Raw genomic sequence first — 18,357 nt, 5'->3', positions numbered from 1 at the left:
CTTCACCCGCGGGCCGTGCGCTCGCGCACCATCTGGAGCAGGTCCCACTCGTTCTGGCACACCCGCCGCCCGATCGCGGCCAGCTCGACCGACCGCGCGCCGCCGCGCAGGTGCCGCATGGTCTGCATGACGCAGATGACACCCCACTTGAGCACGCCGAACGTCTCCCACCAGCGCAGCGCCTCCCGGTCCACCGGAGCGCCGCCCGCCCGCTCGTACGCCTCGACCAGGTCGTCGTAGTGCCCGAACCCGCCCACCGGCAGCGGCGAGCCGAACCGCCACGCCTTCACGCACAACCACCCGAGGTCCTCCAGCGGATCGCCGGCGTGGGCGAGCTCCCAGTCGAGCACCGCTCTGATCCCCTCGGGACCGACGATCAGGTTGCCGTTGCGGAAGTCGCCGTGCACGACGGTCGTCCGCGAGCCGGGCGGCCGGTCGGCGGCGAGGCGGCGCAGGGCCAGCTCGAACACCGGATGCGGCTCGCCGAGCTGGTCGAGCAGGTCGCGCCAGCGCAGCAGGGGATCCTCCTGCTCCTCCCGTGGCGCGCAGGAAAGCGGCATCCGGTGGACGGCCGCGAGCGCCCGCCCGCACTGGGCGGCCAGCAGGGGCCTGGCCGCGGCGCAGGCGTCGTCGCGCAGGATCCTGCGCGGGATCGTCTCGCCGGGGATTCGGGTCATGAGGAGGTACGACGAGCCGGAGGCGACGATCCCCGGCACCGGCACACCCGCGTCCGCCGCGGCCCGCATCAGCCTCGCCTCGGCGGCCAGGCCTGCGCCGACCTCGGCCTGCGGGGCCGTTCCCGGCGAGTCGAGCCGCAGGACCAGCTCGTGCCGGTCCCCGTCCGGGCCGGTGACGTCGAGGGCCCAGGTCTCCCGTGACGCCCCGCCCGGAAGCCTGACGCTCGACGTGACGCGCGTGCCCGGGCCGAACGCCTCGGCGGCGATGGCGTGCGGGTCATTCACCGGAGGCCGAACTCCCAGGTGCCGCCCGCCGCGTACGTGCCCAGGACACGGCGGCCCACCGCGTCGATGTGCACCTCGTCGGGCCCGTCGTAGATCCGCCCGGCCCGCGCGTGCCGGTACATCCGATCCAGCGGCGTGTCGGGGGTCAGCCCGGCGGCGCCGTACACCTGGATGGCCCGGTCGATCACGTTGTGCAGCATGCGCGCCCCCACCACCTTGATCGCCCCGATCTCCACCCGCGCCTGCGAACCCGCGTCGATGGCCTCGGCGGCGTCGAGCGTGAGCAGCCTGGCGGCCTGGATCTCGGCGTAGGAGTCGAACACGTGCTGCCGCATGAACTGCTTGGCGGCCAGCGGCTCGCCGAACGCGGTCCGCTCGTGCATCCTGCGGCACATCAGGTCGAACGCCCGCTGGGCCTGCCCCAGCCAGCGCATGCAGTGGAAGATCCGGCCCGGCCCGAGCCGCTTCTGCGCGATGACGAACCCCTGCCCGCGCGGCCCGAGCAGGTTGCCGGCGGGCACGCGGACGTCGTCATAGAGCACCTCGCAGTGCGCCCCGTCGAGCCCGAGCACGGGCGTCTCGCGCACGATCGTGTAGCCGGCCGTGCCGGTCGGCACCAGGATCATGGAGAACGCCAGGTGCGGCGGAGCGTCCTGCTCGGTCCTGCACATCACGGTCGTGTACGCCGCCCGAGACGCTCCCGTGGTGAACCACTTGTGCCCGTTGATCACCCATTCGTCGCCGTCCAGCACGGCGGACGTCGCGATCTGCGTGGGATCGCTGCTCGACACCGCCGGTTCGGTCATCGCGAAGCTGGGCCAGATGTCGCCGCGCACCAGCGGCTCGAGATAGCGTTCCCGCTGCTGAGGCGAGGCGTGCTCGTGCAACATCAGCGAGTCCTGGAGGGTGAAGGTGCCGAGCGCCAGCTGGCCGTACTCGCTGCGCCCCTGCACCTCGTTGACGTAGACGTAGTCGAGGAACGGCAGCCCGCCGCCGCCCAGCTCACGCGGATGGCCGAGCGCCCACAGGCCCTCCTTCTTCGCCTCGGCCCGCAGCTCGTCCAGGGTCTGCGCGGCCGCCGGCCCGCCCGCGTGCAGCACCGGCTCCGCCGGCTCCACCCGCTCGGTCATGAACGCGTGCACGGCGTCGCGGACAGGGCGGACCCGGTCAGGTACGGCGAAGCTCATGCAAGGATCTCAACGCCAAACCGTTGCCCAGTCAACCATCCTCAGGGCAGCCAGCTCACCTTGCCGCGCAGGAAGGCGTACCCGACGAAGGCCACGGCGTCGATCAGCGTGTGCGCCACGATCAGCGGCATCGCCCGCCCCCAGCGCTGGTACAGCCGCCCGAACACCACGCCCATCACCACGTTCCCGACGAAGCCCCCGAACCCCTGATACAGGTGGTACGACCCCCGCAACACCGACGACACCGCGACGGCCTTCCACGGGGACCAGCCGGCCTGCCCCAGCCGGTGCAGGAGATATCCGGCGACCAGCACCTCCTCCAGCACGCCGTTCTGCGCGGCGGCGAGCAGCAGCACCGGCACCTGCCACCACACCTCGGGCAGCGCGCCGGGCACGACGGTCAGGTTCACCCCGGCCGCCCACACCGCGAGGTAGAACGCCAGCCCCGAGCCGCCGATCGCGGCCGCCAGCGCCGCCCCGCGCAGCAGGTCGCCCCCGGGCCGGCGGAAGTCGGCGCCGATCGTGCGCAGCGACTCGCCCGACCGCACCAGCAGGTACGCCACCAGCCCGACCGGCGCCACCGCGATCGCGATCTGCACGAGCTGCAACGCCAGGTCCAGCCAGGGCCGATCCGGCGCCATCGACCCGACGAGCACGGCCTGCTGGCCCTTCAGCTCCTTCGGCGCCGTGAGCGCCCCGATCAGCCGCACGATCGCCACCAGGGCGCTGGCGCCGAGCGAGACCGACAGCACGACGATGACCTCGGCCCGGATGAGGCGGGGCCCGAGCACCGGGGCGGGCGCGAGCGGAGACTGTGTGGTCATGGCCGCAGATTAGCCTCTCCATGATCGGATGCGAATAAAAGCCCCATACCTTCGCCATACCGTCGGACGTGTCCCGGTGCCTTCGCCCGGCGTCCCGCCGAACCTACTCTGGACGGGTGAGCCCTTCCAACCCGCACGACGTGCCCACGGCGGCGCAGCTCGTCGCCGCGGTCCGCGACTTCCTCCAGATCGACGTGCTCCCCGCCGTGGACGGCAGGACGCGCTACCACACCCGGGTGGCGATCAACGTGCTCGGCATGGTGGAGAGGGAGATCGAGCTCGGCCCCGGCCAGGCGGGCGAGCACGCGGCCCGGCTGGCCGCCCTCGGCGTGGACGACGACGCCGAGCTGGCCGCCGCCATCCGCGAGGGCCGCGTCGAGGACGGTGAGGCGCTCATCTCCGCGCTGGAGCAGGCCGTGCTGGCCAAGCTGGCGGTGGCCGACCCGGACTACCCGGCGACCGGCTGACGGCCACCCGCCCGGCCCTCGGTTACCGGCCCGGACGTGGGACCGGCGCCGGACGCGTGCCGGCCCGCCCCCCCCCGCAGGCGATGGGGGAGCGGGCCGGGACGCCGTCGCGTCAGTGGGAACCGGACAGGTCCAGGTCCTTGACCTTCGGCTCGCCCTCGTCGGCGAAGTAGTCGTCGCGCGCGGTCGCGTCGTCGCCGTCGGCCACCTTCGTGGCGCGGAACAGCAGCGTGCCGAGCACCGCCACCACGAGGTTGACGATCAGCGCCAGGAAACCGGCGTAGACCGTCATCTTGGTGTCGAAGCCCAGGTTCGACAGCCCGAACGCCGAGCCGCCGAAGTGCGCCTTGCCGCTGGCGGGGTTGGGGATCAAGTAGAGCATCCACATGCCCGCCGCCAGGCCGGCCGCCCAGCCCGCGATCAGGCCGCCCTTGTGGAACCAGCGCGTGTAGAGCCCCAGCGCCACCGACGGCAGCGTCTGCAGGATGATCACGCCGCCGATGAGCTGCAGGTCGATCGAGAACTGCGGGTCGAGCAGCAGGATGCACAGCACCGCGCCCACCTTGACCACCAGTGACACGACCTTGGAGACCTTGGCCTCCTGGGAGTCGGTGGCGTTCTTGTTCACGTATTCGCGGTAGATGTTGCGGGTGAACAGGTTCGCCGCCGCGATCGACATGATCGCCGCGGGGACGAGCGCGCCGATGCCGACGGCGGCGTACGCGACGCCCGCGAACCAGTCGGGGAACATCTGGTCGAACAGCACCGGCACGATGGTGTTCGCGTCGGCCTTGCCGTTCTCGCCCACGATCGGCTTGGTGCCCGCCGCGATCGCCATGAAGCCGAGCAGCGCGATGAGGCCCAGCACGAAGCTGTAGGCGGGCAGCGCCGACATGTTCCGCTTGATGACGTTGCGGTTCTTCGAGGCCAGGACGCCCGTGAGGCTGTGCGGGTAGAGGAACAGCGCCAGCGCCGAGCCGAACGCCAGCGTCACGTACTGGAGCTGGTTGCCGGCGTTGAGGATGTAGCCGTCACCCTGCGCCGGCGTGGCCTCGAACTTGGCCTTGGCCGCGTCGAAGATGGAGTCCCAGCCACCCAGGCGCGACGGGATGTAGATGACCGCGGCCAGGATCACGATGTAGATGAGCGCGTCCTTCACGAACGCGATCAGCGCGGGGGCGCGCAGCCCCGACTGGTACGTGTACGCCGCGAGGATCGCGAACGCGATGATGATCGGCAGGTGGCCGGTGATGCCCATGGCCTTGAGCACCGCCTCGATGCCCACGAGTTGCAGCGCGATGTACGGCATCGTGGCCACCAGGCCGGTGATCGCGATGGCCAGCGCCAGCGTCGGCGAGCCGAACCTGGCCCGTACGAAGTCGGCGGGCGTGACGAACCCGTGCACGTGCGAGACCGACCACATCCGCGCCAGCACCAGGAACACCAGCGGATAGACGACCACCGTGTACGGCAGCGCGTAGAAGCCCAGGGCGCCGGCGCTGAACACCAGCGCGGGCACCGCCACGAAGGTGTAGGCGGTGTAGAGGTCGCCGCCGACCAGGAACCAGGTGATCCACGAGCCGAAGTTGCGCCCGCCGAGGCCCCATTCCTTGAGGCTGGCCAGGTCGTCGGGCCGCCGCCAGCGCGAGGCGATGAAGCCCATCCCGCTGACGAGGACGAACAGCAGGGTGAAGACGACCAGCTCGGTCACGTGCCCGCTCATTTGGTCATCCTGTAGACGATGGTGGTGCACGCGACGCCCACCACGATGAAGGCGAGCTGGAGCCAGTAGAAGAGCGGGAAGCCCAGCAGGCGGGGCTCGTCGGCGTTGAACAGGAACGTCAGCAGCGGCAGCACGATCGGCACGACGAGCAGCCAGTTCCATGGGCTGCGGTCGGTGCGTGGCTGCCCGGGTTCGCCGGTAGTCATCGACCCTCCGATGAATGGATCAGAGCCGCTTGTGACAGGCTCCTGACGATTAGTCAGCAGAGGGAGAGTAACTTCGCGGGGATATGTAACCCAATGTCCGGCATATTACGGTTTGGCCTAAATGTCGGCAGGGCTCCCGGCATCTGAGACGCCTGGGCCCGGGAAGGTCACGTCGCCCGTACAGACCCTAGTGACAGGCGCGCCGCGAGCGTGAGACCTGATCGCCGAGCGGTCGGTCGGGTGCGCCGAACGGTTCGCCGGAAAACATGACATGAGATGTCCTCTTTTCGCGCGACGATCGGCCGCATGATTGTCGTAGTGGCGGGCGCGACCCGCGGAACAGGACGAGGCATGGCGGTCGAGCTGGGCGCGGCCGGGGCGACGGTGTACTGCACGGGCAGGAGCACCCGCGCGGGACGCTCGGAGATGGACCGCCCGGAGACCATCGAGGAGACGGCCGAGCTGGTGACCGCGGCCGGCGGCACGGGCATCCCGGTCCAGACCGACTTCCTGGTGCCGGAGCAGGTGGCGGCGCTGGCCGCGCGGGTCGAACGCGACCACGGCCGGCTCGACGTGCTGGTCAACGACGTGTGGGGCGGCGACCACCTGTGGGAGTGGGACACGCCCGTCTGGAAGCACGACCTGGACAACGGGCTGCGCCTGCTCAGGCTGGCCATCGACACCCACATCATCAGCGCCAGGCACCTGTTCCCGCTGCTCGTCAGGAACGAGGGCGGGCTCGTGGTGGAGGTCACCGACGGCACCCGGGCCTACAACGAGACCCACTACCGGGAGAACGTCTACTACGACCTGGCCAAGTGGTCGGTGAACCGGCTGGCGTTCGCCTGGTCCACCGAACTGCGCCCGTACGGCGGCACGGCCGTGGTGGTCACGCCGGGATTCCTGCGCTCGGAGGCGATGCTCGAGCACTACGGCGTCACCGAGGACACCTGGCGGGAGGCGACGATGGAGAGCGAGCACCGGCGCGCCTGGATGGTCTCCGAGACGCCCGCCTACATCGGCAGAGGCGTGGCCGCGCTCGCCCAGGACCCGGACAAGGCGCGCTGGTCGGGCCGATCGGTGAACAGCGGCGACCTGGCCGACGCGTACGGCGTCACCGACGTCGACGGCAGCCGCCCCCAGGTGTGGCGCTACATCACCGAGGTCCTCGACAAGGGCGGCGACGCCGGCTGGCAGGCCTACCGCTGACGCTCAGCGGCCATAGAGCGCGGCCATGCGGGCGGCGGCGTCGGCGAGCATCGCGCGCAGCTCCGGCGGGTCGAGCACCTCCGCCTCCGGCCCGAACCGCAGCACCTGCGAGTACGCCACCTGCGCCGACTCCACCGCCAGCCGCACGGTGCCGTCGGGCTGGAGCGAGGCGAGCGCGTCGTCGACCGCGGCCGGGTCGGCGACGTGCCGCAACATCCGCACCCCGCGCTCGGTGAGCCGCAGCGTGATCGTGTCCCTGAGCAGCGAGCGGCTGAACTCCGCAGACCGCCCGGCCCAGAAGGCGGCCAGATCGAAGCCGGGGTCGCGGTCGAAGGGTTCGGCCAGCTCGGTGACCTCGCCGAACCGGTGCACCCGGAAGATGAGGAACCGATCCGCGCGCCGGGCGGCCAGATACCAGGTCCCCGCCTTGAGCACCAGTCCGTACGGCTCCAGCGTGCGGGCGGCGCCCTTGTAGACGGCGCGGACGCGGCGGTCGCTCCACACGGCCCTGGCCAGCGGCCCCAGCGCGGCCGGGGGCGGGTCGTCGCCGGCGAACCAGCCGGGCGCGTCCAGGTGGAAACGTTGCGCGGCGACCACCGGAGCGTCGCGCAGGGCGGGGGAGAGGGCGGCGGCGGCCTTCAGCCGGGCCGTGGCCGCGACCTCCGCCAGGCCCATCTCCCGCAGCGCCCCCGGCACCCCCGACAGGAACAGCGCCTCCGCCTCCGCCCTGTCCAGCCCGGTCAGCCGCGTGCGGTAGCCGTCGAGCAGCCGGTAGCCGCCGCCCCGCCCCCGGTCGGCGTAGACGGGCACGCCCGCCTCCGACAGCGCGAGCATGTCGCGGTGCACCGTCCGCTCCGAGACCTCCAGCTCGGCGGCGAGCTCGGCCGCCGTCATCCCGCCCCGGCCCTGCAGCAGCAGGACCAGCGACATCAACCGCGAGGCGCGCACAGCGGCAACACCACGGCGGAGGGACGCTCGGGGGAGTGGAACACCTCGACATCGGCGGGCACCGGCTCGCCGTCCGAGCCGTCGGCCGCGAGCGGGCGGCCCGTGCCGGTGTTGCGGGCGATCGTCGGGTACGCCCCGGCCGCCACGTGCAGCCTGATCCGGTGCTCGCGCCCGAACCGATGCGCCATCGGCCACAGGTCCACCTCCACCCTGCGCACGCCATCGCCGTCCCCCTCGCCCGGCCCCAGGCGGCGCACGCCCTCGCACACGTTGATCGAGCGCCCGTCCGGGTGCACGTCGCACACCCGCACGACGACGTCCACGTACGGGGTGCTCGACCGGACGAACAGCTCCGCGCGGACCGGGCCGATCATCTCGACCGCCTCCCTCAACGCCGGCGAGCTGTAGACCAGCACGTCGCGGCGCTGCTCCAGCCGCCGCTGGTCGCGCGGCCTGGAGTCGCCGAGCAGCACGGGCCCGCCGATCACGGGCGTCGGGTGGGCGGGGTGGTAGCGGAAACGGTCGGGCCCGGCCTCGCGCGGGCCGTCCACCCCGAGGCCGAACCCGTGCTGCAGGTGCCAGCGCTGCTCCCGCATCCCGGGCACGGGCCAGTCGGAGTGGTCGCGCCACTGCCCGGCGCCCGTCACGTAGATCCGCACCGGGTCGGGGCGCAGCCGTGAGGAGTCGCCGAGCAGGTGCGCGCGGAACCAGGCCGTCGCCTCGGCCAGCGTGGGACGCCCGTGCCGGGCGTCGATGTGGTACCACGGCCCGATCGTCAGGTAGGGCCGCCGACCCGCCGCCCGCAGGGCCGCGTAGTCCTTGAGCTGCCAGGGGAGGAAGACGTCGTACCAGCCGCCGAGCATCGTGACCGCCGCGTCCACCTCGCCCACCTTGGGGGAGAAGTCACGCTTGTCCCAGTAGGGGACGTGCGGGTCCTCGTGGTGCGCGATCAGGTCCTGGTAGAAGCGGAGCGGCCGCCCCGCCGAGACCACGTCCAGCTCGGCCACCGGGCGGCCCGACAGGACCGCCCTGCGGGTGAGCCGGGGCGCGGTCAGCACCGAGGCGCCGCCGAACCGCCGCGACATGCCGTCGGTGAGCGTCGTCCAGCTCAGCGCCGACTCCAGCGCGAACGCGCCGCCCACGTAGGCGGCGTCCCGGAACTGGGAGGCGGTGATCTGCAGGGCCATCGCCTTCAGCTCCGGCCCGGCGTAGGGCGCGATCGCCCACTGCGTGTAACCCAGGTAGGAGGGGCCGAACATGGCGAACGAGCCGCCGTACCACGGCTGCTCGCGCAGCCACGCCACGGTGGCCAGGCCGTCGTCGTGTTCGTCGCCGAGCGGGTCGAGCAGGCCGCCGGAGCCGAAGCCGCCGCGGCAGCTCTGGATGACGACGTGGAAGCCCTGCCGGGCGAAACCACGGCCGTAGACCAGGCCGAGCCAGCCGCGCCGGCCGTACGGCGAGCGCATCAGGATGACGGGGGCCGGCTCGCCCGAAGCGGGAGCGTAATGGTCGGCCAGCAGGGTCACGCCGTCCGGCATCGGCACGGGAAGATCACGCTGGACCCGCACACGTCTCATGTACTTACCAGTAACAGACGCGCCCGCGGAGGTGGTACCCGGGGGTGGAAGCGCCCGCCCCGCGCGGCGCGGGGCGGGCGCGATCGTCACCGGAGCGCTACTTCTTGTCCGGGCGTTCCGAGATGCGCACGGCGTTGACGAGCGTCGACCCCTCCCGCGTCGCGAAGCGCACGTTGAGCTGGCCGTCGGTGACCTTCACCGTGTACTGCCTGGACACGGCCGTGTACGTGCCCGCCTCCAGGGCCAGGTCGAGCGCCGGGATCGCGAGCTGGCCCTCGACCAGCACGTCGAAGACCCGCCGGCCCATCTGCATGTTGCGGATCTCGGCGAAGTCCAGCTCGACGGTGTACGTCCCCGCGGGAACGCCGTCGAAGCGGTACTCCAGCATGTCCTCCCTGGCCGTCCTGAACAACGACTGGTCGTCGGTGCCGCGGATGGTCCTGGACGTGCTGCGCGTCCGGCTGCGGTCGGCGACGTAGCCGTGGCCGCCCGGGGCGTACTTCCTGTCCCGCGTCCAGACGTCACCGGCGTCGTCGGTCACGTTCCTGGAACCGCCCACGTCGACGGCCACTTGGTGCTTGGGCACCACGACCGTCACCGCGATCTCGATCGTCGGCTGCCGGCCACTGGCCGACTTCACCAGCAGCGTCCCCTCGCGTACGGCGCCGGGGGCGACGCCGTCGCTGTCGACCGTCACCTCCAGCTCCACCGACGTGCCCGTGGCCAGCTCGCCCGCCGCCGGCGTCACGGTGAACCACTCGCCGCCCGTCACCGTGTACGGCGTGGGCGAGCCCAGGTTCGTCAGCTCCAGCGTCCGGGTGCGCGTGGAGTCGGACGGCAGCACCACGGTCAGCTCCGCGGCCGACGCGCTCACCCGTCCGGTGACCAGCGCCGTGTCGATCGACGTCACGACCGTGGGCGCGACCGTCACCGGCTGCGTGAACGTGCCGTAGTGCTCCTTGGACACCTCGACCTCGTAGTCGCCCGCCAGCACCTGGCCGTAGAAGCGGCCGTCCTCACCGGTGGTGAACGTGGCCACGTCGCCCACCTTCACCGTCGCCCCGGCCAGCGGCTCGCCGTCGTTGGCGTCGGTGACCGCCCCGGTGACGAGGCCGTGCCTGCCGGCCGTGAACGTCAGGGCCTGCCCGGCGGACAGCACCGCCTCCTGGTAGGCGTAGAGCAGCCCGTCGTCGCCCGCGGCGTTCTCCACGCCGATGGTGGCGCTGGTGCCCTGCTCGCGCTCGCTGTCCACGTCCTTGTACCGGAAGCCGATCGAGCCGTTCTCGCCCAGTAGCGCCGCGAACGACAGCCGCTGGGCCGTGTCGTTGTAGAAGGTGACGTTGCGCCACTCGATGACGAACGTGCGGTTCGGCGCCGTGCCCGTCACCGCCGTGTAGACCCCGCCCTGGTCGTCCACCTTGAGGTCGTCCCAGTACGGGTAGACCGCGTTGTTCGGGGTGCCCGAGGACGGGAGCGTGCCGTTGCCGGCGGAGGTCACCCGGTCGGCGGCGAAGGTGGCGAACCCGTTCGTGGCGATCCAGGCCTTCGTGTGGCCGGTGCCGTAGAACGGGATCGCGAACGGCAGCGTCACCTGCTGGGCCTCGTCGTCGCCGGTCAGCGCCAGCTTCTCGGTGCCCGCCACGTACGCCTGGTCGCCGATCGCGCAGGTGTAGCCGAAGTTGTCGCCGCGCAGCGGTAGCTCCACGTCCTTGACCACGTCGCCGGCCACCGTCACCTCGGCCGTCGCGCCGCTGGAGCAGCGGGAGACGGGGGTGACGACCAGCTCGTGCTCGCCGTGCGGCAGCGTCAGGCTGTAGCGGCCCGACGCGTCGGTCACCGCGCTCACCGGCGTGCCGGTGGCCGCCACCGTCGCGCCGGCCTCCGGCGTGCCCGCCGTGGTGACCGTCCCGGACACCACGCCCGACGCCTTCCTGGCCATGGTCACGTCCGCGGTCGCCGTCCGCCCGGCGGCGACCGTCACGGCGGCGGTGGCCGTGTCGTAGCCGAACTTCCCGGCGCTGAGCTCGTAGTCGCCCGGCAGCAGGCGGGGGATGGCGTACGCGCCGTCCTCGCCGGTGGTCACGCTCCGGGTGAGCGGCCCGGTCACCGTGATCGTCGCCCCGGCCACCGGCTCGCCGCCCGCGGTGACGGCGCCCTCGAGCGCGCCGGTCTCCCCGGTGGGAGCGGCCTGAACGGCGGCGAAGGTGTCGAGCCTGCCCTCGCCCCACACGTTGTTGTCGGCGGCCGTGCCGCCGCAGCTGGTGTCCTCGACGTCCACAGCGGTGGTGTCCAGCAGCGGCCGGGTGCCCTCCACGTCACCCGCGAGGGCGGGCGAGGCCGACCAGATCAGCGCCACCGTGGCCGCCACGTGCGGGGAGGCCATCGACGTGCCGGTGTAGGTGTCGTAGGTGCCGCCTGGCGTCGAGGAGCGCACGTTGACGGCGGGCGCGGCGATGTTCGGCTTGATCTCGCCGTCCTCGCCCGCGCCCTTGCTCGAATTGCGGTAGAGCGCGTTGTCGACGTCGAAGCCGCCCGCGCTGTAGCTCATGACGTACTGGCCGGGGGAGCCGGAGGTCTGGCAGCCGGGCCCCTCGTTGCCGTTGGCGAAGGCCGGGAAGATGCCCGCCGCGATCCACGCCTCGACGACGGGCTTGTACCACGGGTCGAACCCGTCGCCGCCCCACGAGTTGTTGACGATGTCGGGCGCCAGGTCGGGGCGCGGGTTCTCGCCGTTCACGTCGGTCGGGGCGAGCATCCACTGGCCGGCGGCGATCAGCGACGCGTCGCTGCAGAAGTTGGACTCGCAGCCCTTGGCCGCGATCCACCGGGCGCCCGGCGCGACGCCGATGCCGTTCGCGCCGACCATGGTGCCCATGGTGTGCGTGCCGTGGCCGTTGTTGTCGCACGGCGCGGGCGACGGGCAGACGCCGGCCGGGTCGAACCAGTTGTAGTCGTGGCTGAACGTGCCGTCCGCGTTCCTGCCCCGGTAACTGTCGACCAGCTCGGGGTGGTCGAACTGGGCGCCGGAGTCGATGTGGGCGATGACGATGCCCTCGCCCCGGTTGCCCAGCTCGTTCCAGACGCGCGGGGCGTTGACCCGGTCGATGTTCCACTCGACCGCGTTCACCCTGGCCTCGGCCTTGCCGGGCGTCGGCTTGGGGATCGCGACGGTGCGGATCGGGTCGATGCGGTCGACGTCAGGTAATTTGGCGATCTCGGCCGCCAGCTTCTCGTCCGCGGTGACCTGCACCGCGTTGACGATCCAGTACGGGGTGTACGCGGCGTGCTGGGAGTCCAGCAGCTTGCGTAAGCCCGCCTGGGAGCTCGTGGCCCGTTCGGTCTTGGCCTTGAAGACCTGCTCGGCCTTCGCGTCCTTGGTTTCGGCCCGGCGGGCGCCGCTCAGGTCGGCGGATCCCTTCATCCGGACCCAGAAGGTGGCCTTGTCGTCCTGCGCCAGCTGCGCCTGGACGACACTGTCGATCTTGCCCGGGTCGGGCGCCGCCTGGGCCGCCTGTGGGACGAGGAGGCCGGCGGCGGTGACGATCCCGGTGAGGATCGCACGCCAGCGGGGGGTGTGGGGCACGCGCTCTCCTTAGGACACAAGAGGTGATCTTTACGCCTCTGTGGAGAAGAGTGAAGATCTCCTGTCCGGAAAGCAAGACTTGTCATGAAATGTTACTTTGCGACAAAAAATGTAATCTGGTCAGCTGAAATGTCGCCATGGAGACCACGTCGCGGACCAGGTCCGTTCCGGCTCTTCGCGCAGGTGGGGCGGCTCCTCGGGAGGGCCGGACTAGCCCTCCGCTACCGCCGGGCGCCAGCCGAGCTGCCGCGCGACGCGCAGGAAGTAGGCCTTGATCTCGGCGGCGCTCTCGTCGTCGGGGTGGGTGCCCAGGTGGTGGAGCACGGCGCCGCTGAGCGCCTCCTGCACGGTGTCCAGGTCGACGCCGGAGGGAAAGCATCCGCTTTCGCGCGTGCGGAGCAGCAGCTCGCGCACCACCGCGGCCCGCCGCCCGCTGTTGACCTGGCGGTACGTCGTGGTCAGCTCCGGGTAGTCGTCACGTGCGCCGTAGACCCGGCGCAGCAGGCGGCGGTTGCGCGGCACCGCCAGATGGGCGGCCCACTCCTCGAGCATGTGGTCGATGTCCCGCCAGCCGGTGAACGCCGGGTCGTGGTCGTGGTTGGCCCACTCCAGGGCCCGTACCAGCAGCGCGGTCCTGTCGGCGAAGCGGCGGTAGACCGTCGCCCTGGTGACCCCGGCCCGCCTGGCGACCTGCTCGATGCTGGTGTGCCTGGCGCCCTGCTCGATGAGCACGTCGAGCGCGGCGGTCAGGATGGCCAGGTCCGCCTCCTGGCTGCGCGGCCGGCCGGCCGGCCGCTGGGACGTCGTGCGGTCGGCCATGTCGGTCGCTCCTCGTCATCCGTTGCGGGTCATCCGTTGCGGGTCATCCGTTGCGGGTCGCCGGCCCGCGGGGAAGGCGGCTCCGGAAAGGAGACCCGCGGGAAGGGCGGCCCGCAGGAGTCTAGTGAGCCGTGCCTCGCCGGTCGTTCAGCTCGCGCCCCAGGTGACCGGGAGGCGGTGGACGCCGTAGATGAGCATGTCGGTGCGGAGCGGCACCTCGTCCGGCTCGACGGCGAGCCGCAGCGACGGGAACCGCGCGAACAACGCCGGGTAGGCCGCCCGCATCTCCACCCGCGCCAGCTGCTGGCCGAGGCACTGGTGCACGCCGTGACCGAAGGCGACATGCCCGCCGCTCGGCCGGTGCAGGTCGAGGGTGCCGGGGTCGGGGAAGCGCTCGGGGTCGCGGTTGGCGGCCGGGATCGAGATGGTGACCGACTGCCCGGCTCGCACCAGCTCGCCGCCGAGCTCGACGTCCTCCAGCGCGGTGCGTACGAGGAAGGGGATGATGCTGAGGTAGCGCAGCAGCTCCTCCACGACCTGGTCGATCCGGTCCGGCTCCCCGCGCAGCACGGCGAGCTGCCCGGGGTGGCGCATCAGCGCGAAGGCGCCCAGCGCGATCATGTTGGCGGTGGTGTCGAGCCCGGCGCCCAGCAGCATGAAGCCGATGTTGGTCAGCTCCTCGTCGGTGAGGTCGCTCCTGGTCAGGCCGCTGAGCATGTCGTCGGTGGGTTGGGCCCGCTTGGCCAGGACCAGCTCCTTCATGTGCGCCTGCAGGGCGAGGAAGGTGGCGATCCGTTCCTCGCGCGGGAGGTCCATCCGCGTCATCCTGCCGCCCTGGGCCTGGAAGCGCTCGCTCTCCTCCTCCGGCACGCCGAGCAGCTCGCCGATCACCAGCGCGGGGATCGGCATCGCGAACGTCTCCACCAGGTCGGCGGGCGGCCCCTGCCGCTCCATGGTGTCCAGCTGCGCCGAGGTGAGTTCCTCGATGCGCTCGGTGAGCCGGCGCATCCTGCGCACGGTGAACTCGCCGGCCAGCAGGTGGCGGTAGCGCGTGTGGACGGGCGGGTCGGTCGAGACGAACATTCCGGGAGGCGCGGCCTGGGCGGGCCCCTGGCCGGGCTCCTCGACGGGGTGGTGCCGCAGCTCGGACCTGGCGCTGAAGCGCTTGTCGGCCAGCACGTCGCGCGCCAGCGCGTGGGAGGTCACCAGCCAGCCGCGGTGGCCGTCGGGGTAGGCGAGCGGGGTGATGGGCCGGGCCTGGCGCAGCTCGGTCAGGTCGCCGGGCGGGTCGAAGGGCGTGGGCCGCGCGGTGGGCAGCGTGATCGCTTCGGTCTCGGTCATCCGGGGGTCTCCTCTCGACCGGTGAGATTTGAATACAGTACAGCTCTGTATTGAAATTGGCGACACCGGGGGCGGCGGGCGGGTCGCGTTGCGCGATCATGGTGGGGGAGCTAACCTGTCCCCATGCGAAATCACGCTCAGCTCCAGTGGTGGCGCCGCTTCTAGGCGGCGCGTGTTTCGCATTCCTCAAAGGACGGCCGCCCCGGATGGCGGCCTTTCTCGTGTCCGCCCCCGGGGCTCATCGTGTTGACGTGATAAGGGGCAGCAAGTGGAGACGAGCGGATATACCACCGCGGGGGGCATCGTCGTCGAGCGCGAGACGCGCGAGGTGGACGAGGCGGCGCTCGAAGAGATCGTGACGGCCCTCGGAGAGAGACGCGGGGGAGCCTTCTCCTCAGGCATGGACTATCCGGGCCGCTACAGCCGCTGGGCGTTCGGCTACGTCGATCCCTGCCTGGAGCTGGTCGCCAAGGGCCGCACCATCGCGGCCATCGCGCTCAACGAGCGCGGCAGGGTCGTGCTGCCCGCCGTCGCCTCCTGCCTGCTGGCCGCGGGCAAGCCCGTCAGCGAGCCCACGGCCGACCGCGTCGAGGTGCACGTGGCCGAGCCCGGCAGCGATCCCGGAGATCTCCTGCCGGAGGAGATGCGCAGCCGGCGGCCCACCGTGTTCACCGCGATCCGCGAGGTCATCGCCGCCTTCAAGGGCGACGACCCCCACCTCGGCCTCTACGGCGCCTTCGGCTACGACCTGGCCTTCCAGTTCGAGCCGATCCGGCAGGAGCTCGTCCGCCCCGACGACCAGCGCGACCTCGTGCTGCACCTGCCCGACCGGCTCGTCGTGATCGACCGGCAGCGCGAGACCAGCCTCGAGTTCCGCTACGAGTTCACCGTCGACGGCGCCACCACCCGCGGCCTCGACAGGACGGGCGCCACCGAGGCCCCGGTCGCCCCCGCCCAGGTGCCGCCCGACCCGGAGAAGGGCGAATACGCCAAGGTCGTGGCCGCCGCCAAGGAGAAGTTCAAGCGCGGTGACCTGTTCGAGGTCGTGCCCGGTCAGGTCTTCCACGCCACCTGCGCCGACCCGTCCGCCTTCTACCGCGGCCTTCGCCAGAGCAACCCGGCCCCGTACGAGTTCATCATCAGCCTCGGCGAGGGCGAGCACCTCGTCGGCGCCTCGCCCGAGATGTACGTCAGGGTGAGCGGCGACCGTGTCGAGACCTGCCCCATCTCCGGCACCATCGCCCGCGGCAGCAACCCGGTCGAGGACGCCGAGGCCATCCGCACCCTCCTGTCCAGCGTCAAGGAGGAGTCGGAGCTGACCATGTGCACCGACGTCGACCGCAACGACAAGTCGCGCATCTGCGTCCCCGGCACGGTCAAGGTCATCGGCCGCCGCCAGATCGAGCTCTACTCCCGCCTGATCCACACCGTCGACCACATCGAGGGCCGGCTGCGCCCCGAGTTCGACGCGCTCGACGCCTTCCTGACCCACATGTGGGCCGTCACGGTCACCGGCGCCCCCAAGACGTGGGCCATGCAGTTCATCGAGGACCACGAGGCCACCACCCGCCGGTGGTACGGCGGCGCCATCGGCGTCATCGGCTTCGACGGCTCCATGAACACCGGCCTGACCCTGCGTACCGCCCAGATCAAGAACGGCGTGGCCACCGTGCGGGCCGGCGCCACGCTGCTGTTCGACTCCGACCCCGAGGCCGAGGAGCGCGAGACCGAGCTGAAGGCCAGCGCCCTGCTCGGCGCCCTGGCCGTGGTCGGGCGGACCGGCGCGGAGGCCGTCGCCGAGACCAGGGAGCAGCCGGGCCACGGCATGAAGGTGCTGCTCGTCGACCACGAGGACTCCTTCGTCAACACCCTGGCCGACTATTTCCGCCAGGAGGGCGCCGCGGTGACGACGCTGCGCCACGGCTTCCCGCCCCGCATGCTCGACGAGATCGCCCCCGACCTGGTGGTGCTCTCGCCCGGCCCCGGCTGGCCGACCGACTTCGGCATGTCGGCGCTGCTCGACCAGATCTACGCCCGCGACCTGCCGGTCTTCGGCGTCTGCCTCGGCCTGCAGGCCATGGTGGAGCACGCCGGCGGCACCCTGGAACTGCTCGACTACCCCGAGCACGGCAAGCGCGGCCAGGTCGCGCGGCTCGGCGACGGCGCGCTGCTGGAGGGCCTGCCCGCGGAGTTCACCGCGGCCCGCTACCACTCGTTGCACGCCAAGCGGCCCGGCGTCGTCGGCTTCACGCCGACCGCGCTCACGCCCGACGGCAACGTCATGGCCATCGAGGACACCGAGCGGCGGCGCTTCGCCGTGCAGTTCCACCCCGAGTCGATCCTGACGCAGGAGGGCGGCGCGGGCGCGAAGGTCATCGCCAACGTGCTGCGTCTCTGCCGCAGGTAAACGCCCGCGGGCGCGTGCGGGGCTCGCCTGGAGTTCCCCGCATGCTCCCCGCGGACCTGCCCGGCACGGTACGCGACGCGCTGCTCGCCCCGCTCGTCGACCACCACTGTCACGGGGTGCGGCGAGACGACCTGACCAGGCCCGAGAGCCGGGTTGTCCACCACGACGACCGCCGTCGGCGTCCCGTCGCCTGTCGAAGCGCTTCAATCGGTTCGGATGCGTGGCCGTACGACGGCGACCGGGCAGGATGCGTAGTGGAGGACGCCGTGGCTGACCGAACCGAGCACGGCCGAGCGGATCACTCCCCTTCCCCGCGAGCCCACGACGACCAGGTCGGCACGCGCGGACGCCTCGCACAGCGCCGCGACGGGATTGCCGCGGACGACCGATACGGTCACCTCGACCCTGGGGTGCCGGTTCGTCCATGGTGCCAGCACGCTGCGAGCACGTTCCTGCTGTGCCTGGGTGATGATTTCTTGGTCCGGCCTGCTGGATGGCATGTCCCAGGCGTGTACGACCCGCAGCCGGGCACCGCGTGCCTGTGCCTCCTCGAAGGCGTAGTCGAGGGCCGGGTGTACGGCGTCGTCGGGATTGAGCCCGGCCACGATCTCGCCCTGCACGATGGCGGGTGCGCCGTGGACCACCACCACGGGCCCCGCCACGTGCCCGGCCAGGCCCAGTCCAACCGAACCCAGCAGGAGCCCGGGGAAGCCGTCCAGGCCGCGGCTGCCCACCACGATGGCCTCGGCCTCGACGGCCTGCGCACGCAAGATCTCTGTGGTGTGGCCGTAGAGCAGTTCGCTGCTCACATGGACGTCCTTGCGAGATTCGGTGGCCAGCGCGGCGGCCTCGGCCAGCATCCGCTCGCCCTCCTCGCGAGCCGCGTCGTCGAGCGGGCGCTCATACGGTTTCCCACCGTGGACGGGCGGTGCCATGACGTGGATGATCCGCAGGTCGCATGCGCGTCGAGCCGCGACGTCGGCGGCCCACAGCACCGCGGCCAGCGCTGCCCGTGAGCCGTCCACGCCTGCGATGATTGGTTCGGACATACGGTCAGCCCTTCTCGGTCGGTTCCGCGGGCCGCAACAGGGCGCGTACGCCCTG

At 71.7% G+C, this 18,357-nt stretch carries 14 protein-coding genes; 3 read left to right on the top strand and 11 right to left on the bottom strand.

The genetic code is table 11. From position 1 onward, the window contains the following. Positions 1 to 2 precede the first annotated feature (2 nt). From ABGB01_RS36585 to ABGB01_RS36575, 3 genes are read right to left on the bottom strand one after another with little or no spacing between them, the layout of a single operon-like run. Complete coding sequence (locus ABGB01_RS36585; RefSeq protein ID WP_347778152.1) at positions 3 to 962, bottom strand: phosphotransferase family protein; 960 nt, start codon at positions 960 to 962, stop codon at positions 3 to 5. Further along, positions 959 to 2,149, bottom strand: coding sequence for an acyl-CoA dehydrogenase family protein (locus ABGB01_RS36580; protein WP_347778151.1), 1,191 nt, complete (start codon positions 2,147 to 2,149; stop codon positions 959 to 961). Before ABGB01_RS36580 ends, ABGB01_RS36585 begins: the two co-directional genes overlap by 4 nt. Before the next feature lie 41 nt (positions 2,150 to 2,190). Further along, positions 2,191 to 2,973 carry a CPBP family intramembrane glutamic endopeptidase gene (locus tag ABGB01_RS36575; RefSeq protein WP_347778150.1) on the bottom strand — a complete coding sequence of 261 codons (783 nt, stop codon included), beginning with the start codon at positions 2,971 to 2,973 and terminating at the stop codon, positions 2,191 to 2,193. 116 nt (positions 2,974 to 3,089) lie between these two features. On the opposite strand from ABGB01_RS36575, the gene ABGB01_RS36570 reads away from it, so the two are divergent. Continuing rightward, positions 3,090 to 3,440 carry a DUF6285 domain-containing protein gene (locus tag ABGB01_RS36570; protein ID WP_347778149.1) on the top strand — a complete coding sequence of 117 codons (351 nt, stop codon included), beginning with the start codon at positions 3,090 to 3,092 and terminating at the stop codon, positions 3,438 to 3,440. A 112-nt stretch (positions 3,441 to 3,552) separates the two neighbouring features. Here ABGB01_RS36570 and ABGB01_RS36565 read toward each other — a convergent pair whose 3' ends face one another. Both ABGB01_RS36565 and ABGB01_RS36560 read right to left on the bottom strand, forming a co-directional pair. Continuing rightward, positions 3,553 to 5,163, bottom strand: a complete 1,611-nt coding sequence (locus ABGB01_RS36565; protein WP_347778148.1) for a sodium:solute symporter — start codon at positions 5,161 to 5,163, stop codon at positions 3,553 to 3,555. Beyond that, on the bottom strand, positions 5,160 to 5,369 hold the full coding sequence (locus ABGB01_RS36560) for a DUF3311 domain-containing protein (RefSeq protein ID WP_347778147.1): 210 nt from the start codon (positions 5,367 to 5,369) through the stop codon (positions 5,160 to 5,162). The genes ABGB01_RS36565 and ABGB01_RS36560 overlap by 4 nt, the downstream gene beginning before the upstream one ends. A gap of 306 nt (positions 5,370 to 5,675) precedes the next feature. Here ABGB01_RS36560 and ABGB01_RS36555 point away from each other — a divergent pair, with 306 nt between their 5' ends. Beyond that, entirely contained in the window at positions 5,676 to 6,578 is a 903-nt protein-coding gene (locus ABGB01_RS36555) for an SDR family oxidoreductase (RefSeq protein WP_347778146.1), read from the top strand. A 3-nt stretch (positions 6,579 to 6,581) separates the two neighbouring features. On the opposite strand, the gene ABGB01_RS36550 is transcribed toward ABGB01_RS36555, so the two are convergent. The 5 genes from ABGB01_RS36550 to ABGB01_RS36530 form a co-directional block, all read right to left on the bottom strand. Further along, entirely contained in the window at positions 6,582 to 7,526 is a 945-nt protein-coding gene (locus ABGB01_RS36550; protein ID WP_347778145.1) for a WYL domain-containing protein, read from the bottom strand. Further along, positions 7,508 to 9,103 carry a CocE/NonD family hydrolase gene (locus tag ABGB01_RS36545; protein WP_347778144.1) on the bottom strand — a complete coding sequence of 532 codons (1,596 nt, stop codon included), beginning with the start codon at positions 9,101 to 9,103 and terminating at the stop codon, positions 7,508 to 7,510. Before ABGB01_RS36545 ends, ABGB01_RS36550 begins: the two co-directional genes overlap by 19 nt. 97 nt (positions 9,104 to 9,200) lie before the next feature. Next, positions 9,201 to 12,686 (bottom strand): S8 family serine peptidase, encoded by a 3,486-nt coding sequence (locus tag ABGB01_RS36540; RefSeq protein WP_347778143.1) that lies wholly within the window; start codon positions 12,684 to 12,686, stop codon positions 9,201 to 9,203. Positions 12,687 to 12,896: 210 nt separating this feature from the next. Continuing rightward, complete coding sequence (locus ABGB01_RS36535; RefSeq protein WP_347778142.1) at positions 12,897 to 13,505, bottom strand: TetR/AcrR family transcriptional regulator; 609 nt, start codon at positions 13,503 to 13,505, stop codon at positions 12,897 to 12,899. 147 nt (positions 13,506 to 13,652) lie between these two features. Beyond that, positions 13,653 to 14,846: a cytochrome P450 gene (locus ABGB01_RS36530; RefSeq protein ID WP_347778141.1), complete on the bottom strand. Its 1,194-nt coding sequence runs from the start codon at positions 14,844 to 14,846 to the stop codon at positions 13,653 to 13,655. A 268-nt stretch (positions 14,847 to 15,114) separates the two neighbouring features. Here ABGB01_RS36530 and ABGB01_RS36525 point away from each other — a divergent pair, with 268 nt between their 5' ends. After that, positions 15,115 to 17,253 carry an anthranilate synthase component I gene (locus ABGB01_RS36525; protein ID WP_347778140.1) on the top strand — a complete coding sequence of 713 codons (2,139 nt, stop codon included), beginning with the start codon at positions 15,115 to 15,117 and terminating at the stop codon, positions 17,251 to 17,253. Positions 17,254 to 17,456: 203 nt separating this feature from the next. Here the strand turns inward: ABGB01_RS36525 and ABGB01_RS36520 are convergent, their stop codons facing one another. Beyond that, positions 17,457 to 18,302: a universal stress protein gene (locus ABGB01_RS36520; RefSeq protein WP_347778139.1), complete on the bottom strand. Its 846-nt coding sequence runs from the start codon at positions 18,300 to 18,302 to the stop codon at positions 17,457 to 17,459. Positions 18,303 to 18,357 lie beyond the last annotated feature (55 nt).

The sequence above is a fragment of the Nonomuraea sp. B5E05 genome (assembly GCF_039880665.1).
Classification (GTDB): Bacteria; Actinomycetota; Actinomycetes; order Streptosporangiales; family Streptosporangiaceae; genus Nonomuraea.
The sequence above is the reverse complement of the archived record's forward strand: the minus strand, read 5'-3'. Positions and strand labels throughout refer to the sequence as shown.